Annotated in this window: 10 protein-coding genes and 2 pseudogenes; 8 read left to right on the top strand and 4 right to left on the bottom strand. The window is 46.4% G+C overall.

What is annotated here, in order from left to right:
• Positions 1 to 249: 249 nt before the first annotated feature.
• From AB4114_RS20610 to AB4114_RS20575, 8 genes are all read left to right on the top strand, one after another.
• Entirely contained in the window at positions 250 to 924 is a 675-nt protein-coding gene (locus AB4114_RS20610; RefSeq protein ID WP_441990127.1) for a response regulator transcription factor, read from the top strand.
• Positions 925 to 927: 3 nt separating this feature from the next.
• On the top strand, positions 928 to 2,367 hold the full coding sequence (locus AB4114_RS20605; RefSeq protein WP_441990126.1) for an ATP-binding protein: 1,440 nt from the start codon (positions 928 to 930) through the stop codon (positions 2,365 to 2,367).
• A 43-nt stretch (positions 2,368 to 2,410) separates the two neighbouring features.
• Positions 2,411 to 3,196 carry a DUF3919 family protein gene (locus AB4114_RS20600; RefSeq protein ID WP_441990125.1) on the top strand — a complete coding sequence of 262 codons (786 nt, stop codon included), beginning with the start codon at positions 2,411 to 2,413 and terminating at the stop codon, positions 3,194 to 3,196.
• A gap of 24 nt (positions 3,197 to 3,220) precedes the next feature.
• On the top strand, positions 3,221 to 4,255 hold the full coding sequence (locus AB4114_RS20595; protein WP_441990124.1) for an ABC transporter substrate-binding protein: 1,035 nt from the start codon (positions 3,221 to 3,223) through the stop codon (positions 4,253 to 4,255).
• A 204-nt stretch (positions 4,256 to 4,459) separates the two neighbouring features.
• Positions 4,460 to 6,118 (top strand): ABC transporter permease, encoded by a 1,659-nt coding sequence (locus tag AB4114_RS20590; protein ID WP_441990123.1) that lies wholly within the window; start codon positions 4,460 to 4,462, stop codon positions 6,116 to 6,118.
• Positions 6,119 to 6,154: 36 nt separating this feature from the next.
• A complete protein-coding gene (locus AB4114_RS20585) occupies positions 6,155 to 7,231 on the top strand; it encodes an ABC transporter ATP-binding protein (RefSeq protein ID WP_441990122.1) in 1,077 nt (358 codons plus the stop codon).
• A 77-nt stretch (positions 7,232 to 7,308) separates the two neighbouring features.
• A complete protein-coding gene (locus tag AB4114_RS20580; protein WP_441990121.1) occupies positions 7,309 to 8,322 on the top strand; it encodes an extracellular solute-binding protein in 1,014 nt (337 codons plus the stop codon).
• 77 nt (positions 8,323 to 8,399) lie between these two features.
• Complete coding sequence (locus AB4114_RS20575; RefSeq protein WP_441990120.1) at positions 8,400 to 9,869, top strand: methyl-accepting chemotaxis protein; 1,470 nt, start codon at positions 8,400 to 8,402, stop codon at positions 9,867 to 9,869.
• A 46-nt stretch (positions 9,870 to 9,915) separates the two neighbouring features.
• Here AB4114_RS20575 and AB4114_RS20570 read toward each other — a convergent pair whose 3' ends face one another.
• From AB4114_RS20570 to AB4114_RS20555, 4 genes and pseudogenes are all read right to left on the bottom strand, one after another.
• Entirely contained in the window at positions 9,916 to 10,092 is a 177-nt protein-coding gene (locus tag AB4114_RS20570; RefSeq protein ID WP_441990119.1) for a DUF2524 domain-containing protein, read from the bottom strand.
• 1,199 nt (positions 10,093 to 11,291) lie between these two features.
• Positions 11,292 to 12,027 (bottom strand): annotated as a pseudogene (locus AB4114_RS20565) (NAD(P)H-binding protein).
• 114 nt (positions 12,028 to 12,141) lie between these two features.
• Positions 12,142 to 12,291: pseudogene (locus tag AB4114_RS20560) on the bottom strand (TetR/AcrR family transcriptional regulator); the annotation flags it as partial.
• Between the two features lie 171 nt (positions 12,292 to 12,462).
• Complete coding sequence (locus AB4114_RS20555; RefSeq protein ID WP_441990118.1) at positions 12,463 to 12,639, bottom strand: hypothetical protein; 177 nt, start codon at positions 12,637 to 12,639, stop codon at positions 12,463 to 12,465.
• Between the last annotated feature and the right edge of the window lie 38 nt (positions 12,640 to 12,677).

The following is a 12,677-nucleotide window of genomic DNA, read 5'->3' as shown; positions in this document are numbered from 1 at the left end:
CTGTAAGACCCAAAAAGGGCCTTATCCTGCGGCTATTTAGCCCTGAGCACTACAATAGCGCCCTTTTTGGGCGCTATCCCTCCCTCAACCCCGCCGCAAGCCCTAGCGGGCTTACCCTTTTCGGAGAGCCACATTTCATTCACGTATTTACATGTTGTAATCCTTGTGTAGAATGGATACACAAGGAACATGCTCATTAGTCGTGAATGAGGTAAGCAAAATGCGACCGGAAAGGAAGGAACTTTTCCTATGAATATTTTAATTATCGAAGATGATTCCAGCATTCAAATGCTGCTCAAATTAAGCCTTGAAGTAGAGGGGTTTCATCCTGTTGTTGCTGGCACTGTCGCTTCTAGTCTTGAGGTACTCGCCTCGGAGCCTATCGATTTCATCTTGCTGGATCTGATGCTGCCTGATCAGTCAGGCTTTGAGCTCCTAAAGACACTCCAGCAAATCCATAAAGAAATACCCGTCATTGTACTCACGGCCAAAAATGAAATGAATGATAAAATACTAGGCTTCCAGCTCGGAGCCGACGATTATTTAACCAAACCATTTGAGACACGCGAACTTATTATGCGGATTCGCGCTGTCATGCGCCGTGTAACATCGGATACTGCCGCACAAGCTGCTGACGTTCTTCATGTTGGCATGATCGAAATTGATAGAAATGAGCGATCCTTAAAGCTGGCTGGCAAACCGATTAAAACGACAAGCAAAGAGTTCGATTTCCTCTGGCTCCTGTGCAAAAATCCTAAGAAAGTTTTTACCCGAGAGCACATTCTGGACCAAGTATGGGGATTTGAATATTTCGGACAGACGCGGTCTGTCGATATGATGGTCAATCGTCTGCGGGAAAAAATCAAACCCTATGATCACGTGCTCGCCACAGTTCATGGTACGGGCTATAAACTGGAGGTTTAAGCCATGAAGCTTCGCAATAAACTGTTCATCCAGCACTCTATAACGATCATCATGTTCCTTGCCTCGATGTATGTTGTTGTGAATTATACACTGAGTAAAAGCATGATCGAGCGGGATACCCAAACCTTGGCCCAGTATTATGGTCTGCACCGCATTGAAGCTTTAAAAATCGTTAATGATAAGAAAATTAGTATTGAACAGCTCTTTTCTGGGACTTATGCTCCGCTGATTGCCTCCCACCTTGCAGCTAACAGCAACTTCCAAGTTCAGCTATTTGATCCGGAGGGTACCATTATCGGGGATAGCGGCAACAAAGAAGACTTGATGAAACGAAGCGATATTGACGCTGCACTAGCTGGACAATCCGCAACTGTCATCACTGAAGGTGAGAACAACAAAATTCTCATTTATGCCTCTCCATTCACCTATGAGGGCAAAATTGTAGGCGGATTCCGCTACCTGTTAGATCTGAATAAGCACGAGGAAACGCTATCTGAGATGCGATCTTGGTTTATTGGTGTTGCGCTCGGCTGCTTACTCATCGCATTGCTTGCAAGCTACTCCTTCTCCTTCTTTATCATGAGACCCCTGCACGCACTCCAACAGGCGCTGAAGCAAGTAACCGTTGGTGATTTCAGCCGAAAGATTGTTGTTACCAGTCAAGACGAAGTGCGGGAACTGGCCGATGACTTCAATCAAATGTCAGAAGCGCTCCAGGAGCATATCGAGCTCCTTCAGTATGAACAGAGCAAACAGAAGAAATTTTATGATAATGTGACGCATGAGCTTAAAACACCGCTAACCTCTATCATTGGCTTTTCCGATCTGATTGACAAAATGGAGCGTGTCGAAGATATTCGAACATGCAATGTCTACATCCGCAAGGAAAGCACGCGTCTGTTACAAATGGTTGAAGAGCTGCTGCAAACATCGCTCAAAGGCGATGAAGCTTGGCGTGTACAGCTTGAGCGCGCAGATTTGGCGGCAATCCTAACGGATAGTCTGCGAATTCTTGAACCTACGCTGCATAAATCATCCATTACGACAACCCTGCAGGTCGAACCGTGCGAGGTCTACGTTGACCCCAAGCGCACGCAGCAGGTCCTGTTCAATGTCATTGAAAATGCGATCAAGCATAGTGAATGCACACATCTCAATATCCGACTAGAGCAACTTGAATATCATTGCCACGTCCGAATCTCGGATAATGGTAAAGGCTTAAGTGAGCAAGATACAGCAGCACTGTTCCTCGCTTCTTCTGAGCACAATCAGAAGCGTCCCATTTCGACGCATTCCCATGGGCTTGGTTTACTGCTCTGTAAGCAATTAATGGAACTGCAAGGCGGTAGCATTACCGTACATAGCCGTGAGAAAATGGGTACTGAAGTCATTTTGATGTTTCAAACCGAACCAACCCTCACGCAAGGCTTGTTACAAAATTGATACATATCGATGATTTTTCTGAGATAAAAGGAGAGTAATCTACATGCAAGAGGAGAAGAAAGGGCTTTCATGGTTGCGTCTCATCTTAGTACAAATCGTTATTGGTTGTACGTTGATCGGCATTTTTGCCTATGTGTTTCGTATCGGCGTCGATGAAGTGCGGATCGTCCCTAAAGAAGCAAATAGCCGTGATATGTTCGACGGTGTCCCCATGCGCATGAATGTGACGTATCCTGGGGTGGGCACGATTTCCATTGATGATCCTAAGGAGCTAATCGCGTGGAAAGCATCGTTTACCCGCATATTAAACGGGGGAAAGCCGCAAACGCGTGCAAACGCTTCACGGTTGCTGTTAACGGGCTCCATTGCCTATCTGGATCAGGAGGATATCCCTTTCCAAATCGGTACCAGCGGCTTTCGCTTCGGGACAGACTCGGTCAATTCACTGGAAATTAGCGCTGAAATCCGGAAACTGCAGAATATGCTCATCGACAAGACGCTCACTGCGGATACAGTAAGTGGGGTTATTGCAAACAGAAGCCATCACGTATTCCGTTTGCAAGATGGCCTGCTCACAGCACTTTCCGAGGCGGATCGGTCTGCGCTAACGTTGCAAATGCGATCTGCAGTCAGGCTGATCGATTTCAGTCATTTCGACTTCATGGCTGAACAGCCTAGTAGCCACTATGTCGTGCAATTGACCGACGAAGCGGGGAACGGAAAGCATTGGCTGCATCTTGACCGGTATGATAACGCTTACTTCATCGTTTTCGATTTGTTAGATGAAACCAACCATAAAGCTTATTTCAAGTTAAGTGATGCCTCCTAACATATCGAGGGGATGGTTGATGAAATGGCTAGAAAGAAAAGCAATAGTTCTATTATGATCGTGTCGGTCATTGTTGTCGTACTGGTAGCAGGATTCTTTCTGTACAAATCAGGTGTTTTTGGCGGGACATCGAAAGGTAAAATTACGGTGTACTCTATCTTCCAAGAAGAAGAGGCCCGCAAGATCTTAGATAAATTCAAAGCAGAAACGGGGATCGACTACGACGTCCTTCGTCTGCCAAGCGGTGAGGCCGTGACCCGTGTACAAAATGAGATGGGCAAGCCTCAGGCCGACTTCCTGATGGGCGGTCCCGCTGATTCGCATGAGGTACTGAAAAAAGCCGGTGCGCTTGAAGCCTACACTTCGCCGAATGCCAAAGATATTCCTGACAATATGAAGGACAAAGAAGGCTTCTGGACTGGATTCTATCTTAATCCTATCGCTATTGGTATCAACGAACAGCGTTGGAAAGAGAAGTATGCTGCAGCTCCTTACCCGCAGACCTTCCAAGAGCTGCTAGACCCTAAATTTAAAGGCGAGATCGGAATGTCCGACCCTGCTACTTCGGGTACAGCCTACACAGCGGTAGCTTCCCTTGCGCAAGTATGGGGGAAAGATGAGATGCTGAAGTATGTTGCCAAACTTCTGCCTAATCTTAAGGAAAGACCGAAATCCGGCATTGAGCCGATTCAGAAGGCAGCCAAAGGCGAGTACACGATCGGTATTACTTTCCTTGGTGACCAGTTAAAGATGAAAAATCAAGGCAACCCGATTGTCAGTATCGTCCCTGAAGCCGCAGGCTATGAGGTTGGTGGACTGGCAATCGTCAAAGGCGGCGCTAACACGGCGGGTGCTAAGAAACTAATGGATTACATGTTAACCAATGAACCTGGACTTCTTTACACTGAGTCTGCTTTTGCAAGTTCCGTGAAACCGACTGTACCGATTCCTAAAGGCGGCATTGATATTAAAGCAACGAAATATAACACAACCTACAGCTTGTGGAAAGCTGCTGAACAGCGTAAAGAGCTGCAAGATGCACTAAAAGATCTTAAATGAGAAAACTTCTATCGAGGCCATTCACAGATGAGCGACCGCGTTAAGAGGTAAGTTTTATCGCCAATAAGAATGCCGTTTTCGGAAGCCGAAAACTTAAACTTTCTTATGTGGAAAAAGCCTATGTACAGGGCATTGAAGCAATACTTCTTATGCTGATCAATGCCCTCCTACACAATGAATTTGGAAGGTGGTCGTGAACCCCTTATGATCATAGAAAAAAAGGGTATGGGTTCCTCGATTGGCAGACTGATGAAAGATCCATCATCGCTGATCCTTGTCCTCATCAGTTTCGCTGTTCTCTGTCTCTTCGTCATTTATCCGCTTATTTATGTGATAGCGCTGCCAGGAGCAACGGATTGGACAACTTTTTTCAGCAAAAGTCGGTATGCCAAGGCTCTGCTCAATACCGTTGTTAGCTCCTCCTTATCCGCTCTAACCGCAACCATCTGCGGCTTTATTTATGCGTACTCCATTCATTACAGCAACATCGTGGGGAAAAAGTTTTTCCGCTTTATCGCCTTCCTCCCGATTCTCGCGCCTTCTGTTATGACTGGCCTGGCCTTCCTGCTTTTATTCGGCAGAGGAGGTATGGTCTCACAAACCATGAAAGCATGGTTTAACGTCGAACTGGACTTATACGGACTGCCGGGCCTCTGGATCGTACAAACGATTTCGTATTTTCCACTTGCCTACATGACCATAACAGGCGTCCTTCGCTCCATTTCGCCAAATCTAGAAATTGCTGCACAGAATCTAGGTGCACGCGGCTTCAAGCTTTTCCGCACCATTACGTTTAAATTAGCACTTCCCGGCGTCATTAACGCCTTTCTGCTCGTCGCAATCAACTGTTTTGCGGACTTTGGGAATCCGAAGCTGATTGGGGGCAATTACTCTCTCTTAGCTGTTGAAATCTACGGAGAAATCATTAATAACGAGCCTGGTCTCGCATCCGTCATGGGTGTTATTCTCGTCATTCCTGCCCTGTTGGTATTCATGATTCAAGCCAAGCTGCTGTCCAAAGGTTCCTACTCTACCATCACTGGAAAGCCTGTTTCAGGACTCAACCGGGTGAAGACTTCCCGTAAGACAGATATCTTCCTTTTCATATTCAACAGTATTATGGCGCTCTTTATCTTGTCCATGTTCGCGATCACCATCCTGTTCGCCTTTACCAAAAACTTCGGACGTGACAACACCTTTACGCTGGATCATATGTTCAAAATCGTGTTTAATCCCTCCAGCCCAGCTGTCATGAACAGCTTAGTCTTATCGCTCATCAGTTCTATTCTGGCTGTTGGCTTCGCCCTTGTGTTGGCCTATGTTGTTGTACGCAAGCCATTCCCCGGCAAAAAATTGTTGGATTTCACAGCCGTATTGCCGATTGCTTTGCCTGGAACATTCGTTGGTCTTGCCTTGATCGTCGCTTTCAGTAATGGACCTATCATGCTGCAAGGATCAGCTATTCTCATTATCGTCGCCATGCTGCTTAAGCAGATGCCAGTCGGCTATCGTGGTCTCACCGCTTCCTTTAAGCAGGTAGATAAATCGATTGAGGAAGCTGCAACGAATCTTGGGGCGGACAGCCGCCGCACATTAACAACCATCGTATTTCCTATGCTGCAAAAGACCATCGTTGCGAACTTMGTCTATGCATTTATGAAAAATATGAACACCCTAAGCACAATTGTCTTTCTTATTACGCCCAAATGGGTCGTCGCCGCTGTATCCATCTTCAATTATGCAGAGACCGGCACTTACTACTGGGCAGCAGCTGTTGCCGTCGGTTTGATGGGAACAACGCTCGCTACGCTTGGTGTGATGAAGCTCATTTTCCGCTCGAAGGTCAAAATATTCGATTTCTAACTATACGTAACACTGACGTCCTAAGGAGTGAGAATCATGAGTTCACACATATTGTTAGATTTAAAAAATGTGGGTAAAGTGTTTGGCAGCAACCACGTTCTTAAACAGATCGATCTGCAGATTGAACGCGGAAAGTTTATTACTTTTCTCGGTCCAAGTGGATGTGGGAAAACAACTCTGCTGCGCTCGATTGCCGGCTTTTATACCATTGATGAGGGTGAAATTCGGATCGACGGTCAGCTCGTCAATGATCTGCCCCCTTATAAACGCGGAACACCGATGGTATTTCAGGAATACGCCCTGTTCCCGCACATGACGGTATTCGATAATGTGGCTTACGGGCTGGATATTCAAAAGCGCCCTGAGGCGGAAATACAGGATCGCGTTAGGTCTGCGATGGCTAAAGTGAAACTGACCGGACTTGAGGAGCGGTATCCGCATGAGATGTCCGGGGGGCAACAGCAGCGGGTAGCTATGGCGCGGGCACTCGTCATGAACTCGCCGATCATCCTGCTTGACGAGCCGCTAAGTAACTTGGACGCGAAGCTGCGTGAAGAAGTACGTGTGGAGCTGCGCAGCATCCAGCAAGAGCTTGGTTTAACCGTCATTTACGTCACTCATGACCAACTGGAAGCCTTATCGATGTCCGATCACATCGTTGTCTTCAACAAAGGCGCGATTGATCAGTACGGCACACCACATGATATTTATTACAAGCCTCGCACGCCTTACGTCGCCGACTTTATCGGGACAACGAATTTCGTTGATGCCGTTGTACGTGAATCTGCCAATGGCAAAGCTACTGTGGAATATGGTACGAGCAAGCGTACGGCAAGCGTGACGATTGATGAAGCTGTGACGGCAGGTGAGAAAGTGCTGCTCAGTATTCGACCTGAGTCCATGCGTATTAATGCAACGAATGCCGGCGAATTTATAGTGAGCGGCTTCGTGAAATCTTCCATGTTCCTCGGCGAGAAGGAACGATACTTCATCATAGATGATGATATGAAAGAATGGATTGTCGATGCTTATGATATCGGTTTGACAAGATATCAGGGGAATGTCACGATTAGTGCAGCCGATGACAAAATTCATTTAATTAAAATAAGTTAATTCAACATATGAAATAGCAGCGGGTTGAAAAGGGAAACTTCGGTTTCCTTTTTCGGCTGTTCAGAGGAGGTTTCACCATGTGGAAAAAAGGTTTATTCGTACTCATCGTCGGTATCGGTGTGTATCTTGGATATCTCGTCTTAKGGGAGAAGCAAAGTAACCAGCCTCTTAAGGTATACGTCATCTTTCAGGAGGATGCAGGGAAAATTCTGCTCGAGACGTTCAAGGAACAAACAGATCAACCGTATGATATTATCCGGATGTCCAGTGGTGAAGCGAGCTACCACCTGCTAACGCTGGGCAAAACGGGTATTGACGTCGTGCTCGGTGGCCCTGCTGATCTACACGAGCAGCTCAAAAATAAGAGTAAATCGATTCGTTATTCATCTGCCTCCGCTGGCAGCATCCCCTCCAAGTACAAAGATACGGACGGTTATTGGACTGGCATTTACATGGGTGCACTGGCCATTGGCGTCAACCAAACTGTCTGGCAGCAAGATCCTCAGCTGGCGAACCTTCCGCTGCCACAGCGGTACGAGGATCTGCTGCGCCCTGAGCTTAAGGGCAAGATCGAGATTCCTGACCCAGAGACGTCGGGGACAGGCTACACACTGCTCGCATCGGTTGCCCAGCAGCGCGGGGATAGCGCAGCGATTGATCTCATGCAAGCGTTGAAGAAGCAAAGCGCCTCCATGACGTTCGCCGGCAACACGAGCGCACAGCATCTAGCTGAAGGCGAAGTGGCAGCAGCTGTCTCCTTCCTAAGCGACCAGCTGCGTTTCAAAAACTCGGGCTATAACATAAGTTCGCTTATTCCACCACAGGCAGGGTGGGAGATCGGTGCTGTCTCCATCCTAAAGGGAGGCAACAACCCTGCTGCAGCCAAACAGCTTGTTGATTTCATGCTCTCAAAGGAGGTTCAAACCGATTACATGAACACGGCATTTTCTTTCCCTGTAGCGCTAGATATCCCTGTGAATCCGCTACTCACGCCAGTAAAGTTGGAGAATCTCCTTGCTGCGTACCGCTTTGATCTAGCTGCGCAGCAGCATGAAAAGCTGCTGAATCAATGGCGGGAAGCGTTGGATTAGTACCCGTTAAATTTATGTAAAAATTTGTCGTTTCATGTTATCATCTTAACGTAACATTATAAGGAAAAGGTGGACGGATGATGAATTATATGGAGACATTGCACCGCCGCAACAAACTGCTTGTGAATATTATTTGGGGAATGCTTGCCCTCGGCATAGCTGTCGATTTCCTTACGGCTGCAGGTATGGATTCGATCATCGTCCTTCTCGTTGTCGGCACATTGACCAGCGGATTGGCAACCGTTCTTACCTATAAACGTTGGCTAACCACCTACATCATGTACATCATATCCGCCATTATCACACTACTAACGTGGTTACTCATATTGACGGGTCCCATCTTCACAACCTATCTCCTAGTCTACGTGAATCTAGCCATTATGACGTTGTATGGCAGCTCGCGCGCAATTGCATTCTCCAGCTTCTTGGGTGTCGTTCTAACGGCCTACTTCTTCATAAGCCCTTATAAAACCGAGATTTTCGGCGACAACGATATGGTAAATATGTACATGTACCTTGCTTTAATTGCTGTGCCCTTATTCGTATCTACGAAATTCAGCGAGAAATTACAAAAAGATATCTTTTCTGAGCGGGAACAGGCCGTTCTGGAGAAAAACAAATCCGTCGATTTGGTTAATCTCGTCTCCTCTTCTCTAGTCTCACTTACACAGTTCAGCTCAAATCTGAGGCAGAATGCGACAGCAACGGGCTCTATTTCTAGAGAAGTAACCTTAGCCTTCGGGGAAATTACCGCAAGCACGGAAACGCAAACGTCCAGCATTAATGATATTACCGAGTCCATTCGACATATCGAGCAATCCGTCACCTCCTTTGCTGGCCGCTCAACGGAAATGAGAGATCTCTCCGTAAGCTCTGCCCAACTGACCCAGGTGGGGAGTGAAGAAGCAGAGTCCTTAGAGATGCAAATGAAAAGTGCCCACGAAACCATGGATTCTTCCGTTCAGTTGATGAACGATCTCGACAGTCAGAACTCGCGGATCAGTGATATTGTTGCGACGATTAAGCATATTTCGACGCAGACGAATTTGCTTGCACTGAACGCAGCCATTGAAGCCGCACGTGCAGGCGAGCACGGTAGAGGATTCGGCGTTGTTTCACACGAGATTCGTAAATTAGCCGAAACCTCGCAGCAATCTACCGAGCAGATCGAGCAGATTCTCGAGGATATTCGTTCGAAAACAACGCAAGCCGCGGCGCAAGTCTTACAGGGGCAGCAATCCGTAGCGGATGGCAGTAATGCCGCACAGAAAGTCGTACAAGTCATGCATGCACTGGCGACCGATGCGGGTCAACTGGAAAGTCAGTCCGCTCACGTAGAACAATCAGCGGAGAATCTTCACCAACAGTACACGCGAATTACGGACCAGATCGTCACGATTGCTGGTATTACCGAAGAAAACATGGCGTCCATCCAAGAAATGTCCGCAAGTATGACGACACAGGACAGCCGAATTCGCGATATTCTGGAGAGCTTCCTTCAGCTCGACAAGCTCACTTCCGATCTCAATCGGATGACGAAGGGTTAATGTTAAAAGAAGTCCATGCCTCTGATGTAGAGGGCATGGACTTTCTTCACTTAGGGTTATGTTCATGCGTGATGGAGCATTTATTCTGTATAAATTGGATCTGATTTTTTAGTCGATTGCGCTGCTCTTCCGAGCCTTGGAACTGTTCAAGTTCCTGTATTAAATTGTGCAAATCATCTCCCGAATTCGCGCAATCATAATTGCTTTCTACATTTTCGAGCATATTCCAGCCTCCTCATGTACGATCAGCGTTATTTTCCACCTTTGTTGCTGCTCTGGTCCTCTGTACGTGTGGTTGTATTTTTTCTGGATTGTCCTTGCTGTTTGTGACCTGACATGTTGCTCACACTCCTTAAGATGTAGTTTGAGTTAATGCGAGTTTATTATAAGCAGTTGATTGAATTTGATACGATCCAAAAAATAAAAAGTCTTGCAACGCTTAACGAATTATTCGACTACCTTTGAAATCTGGGATGTGCTTGTTTGAAATGTTCCACTTATTATTGAAACGTTAACTGTTGTTGCATCAAGTAGCGCTGACGAGGGCAACGTTAACTTTATGGTTCGATGACTTGAATCAGCAGAATCGTACTGGGCCGTTGCTACCGTAACATTGGCTTCATTTGATGTAATTTGAAAGAGAGCTGGATCTAACCCATATGAATATCTAGTGTCGAATCCACTTGTATAATCATCTCGGTTCCCGTTTTATTACTAAAAGCATAAAGCACTGTCATGTCAGTCAACATATCTTCCAGTACTCCGAGTGCTGTTTCTACCTCGGTTAATTTATTTCTGCTAGTTTCAGTGACTAATCTTTTCTGATTCTCTGTAAGACCACTATAAGCAGAGCGTGCTGCGTAAATAGCATTTTTATGAGATAGCTTCACTTCTAATGGGGTTTGGTAACTGCTCAATGGCCGCTGTTACCGCAAATGCTGGCATTCGTATCTTCAAGTGACACATGAAGGAAGACTTCAAGTTCAACTAGCCCGCTGAAGGCAGCTCCGTTTGTAAAAATAATCTTGATTTGATCCGATGAAATCGTATTGAAATCGACCTGATTCAGTGTATTTGCAGTGTTGCCTCTGGCATATTAATTGCCGCTGTTGGTGTCTCAGGCGTTTTTTACGCTAGGAATATTCACCGTTGGTTCGTAGTGAGTACGACTTGCAAAGCTCGCTACTTCAAAGAATAACTGGATTTTCTGAAGCTAAAATTCAGCTTTTCATCATTTTGGCGCAAATAAATGGATTTTCTCATGTTAATTTCGATGAATTTCTCCATAATGTACGATTAGAACCAAATTAGCTGTAGTAAATCCATTTAAACCTTCGAAAGTAGAAATCCCCACGAAATTAGCTGTAGAATATCCATTTAATCCATTCATAAAGCTCACACTCGGAACGAGACAGTTAGTCTCTACCTCTTTAACTGATGAATTGTAGCCGCAATGCCCTCCTCAAAGCTGATTGCGGGGATCTGCCCTATCCAACGTTCGTACTTTTCACCACTAAGTCGAAGCGGATCCGTCGTAGCCGCATCTGGTAAATAAACATACTCACGTGGCACATCCATGTTCCCAATGAAGAAAGCCATCTTGCCAGCAGCAACGGCTTCTAACGTAGAACCTAGATACGAGGCTTGATTGGCCGTTGGGCCATAATAATCGGGCAGACGAGCAATCAATGGGCGTGCTTGCTTCCACCGCTTGTCGAAAATCATCTGTTCAAATTGCAGCCTAATCTGTCCTTTTCGCGTGTGAGGCTGCTTAGGGTGCTTCTCCGTAAAAATGCGCTTGTTTTCTTCCATAGGGGTAGATGCCATCAACCGCGACCACCTTGAGACCCAGTCGGTCAGCAGCCTCCATAATTGCCTCTCCCAGCGGAAGCAGCCGCGTAGCCATCTCATGGTAAGGGACATTTGCGCAATGGAACAATACATCGGCATCTAGAGCTGCGGCTGCCACATCATCTGCTAAGAAGGCATCTCCTACGGCAAGTGTTAGATGTGTAGGATGGCCCAACCGAGCAGCGAACTGCTCTAGCTTCGCGAGCGAACGCCCGAAGGCAATGACAGGAATCCCTCTATTCACTAATTCCTCCGTGACAGCAGCACCAGTTCCGCCAGTTGCTCCAATAACAATCGCTTTTTGCATAACAAAAATCCTCCTCAAGGTTGAATTGTAATTGATCAATCACTAACTTATAATGTCACTACATCAAATTATTAGTGATTGATCAATAACTAAATAATTCGGCTTTGCAGCCTTTTAACTCTTCATCAGCTCTGGCAAGCCCAGTGCCATAGAAATATTGCAAAGCATGCCACGCGCAAGAAAGAGCAGCGTCCACTCCTCTGAATTCGGAATCGCATTCGTCTGGAAGGCTTCGAGAACAATGCCTCGAATCTCTCTAAAACCAGCCTGTGAAAAGCTCCCCTCATTCGTAATGAGTGATTAATCAATCATAGTACTAGTGTAACAAGAAACAAACCAAAGCTCCACTGCTTCTCACCTTCGTTGTCGTCAGGTAGACATCAAAAAGGCCATCCTAAGTAGGATGGCCTTACTTTGTAAACTTTATCGAATCCTCTATTCGTGCTGCTCTTGATCGCTCAAATCCGCTGTCGAGGAAACCTCGCATGCCTGATTGGCTGCCGCTTCAAACTCTTCCTCATTGCTCGATCCCAACTTGTCCCCATACTGGTCAAGCCTGCCAGGCTGCCCTGCTGGGCCGTCATTATCTGGCTTATTATTTCTTCCGCTCACATGATCACCTCTTAGCGTTGATGGTTCGATTGCCAGAC

The sequence above is a fragment of the Paenibacillus sp. 2RAB27 genome (assembly GCF_052115445.1).
Lineage (GTDB): Bacteria > Bacillota > Bacilli > Paenibacillales > NBRC-103111 > Paenibacillus_E.
This window is presented reverse-complemented; position numbering and strand designations above follow the sequence as displayed.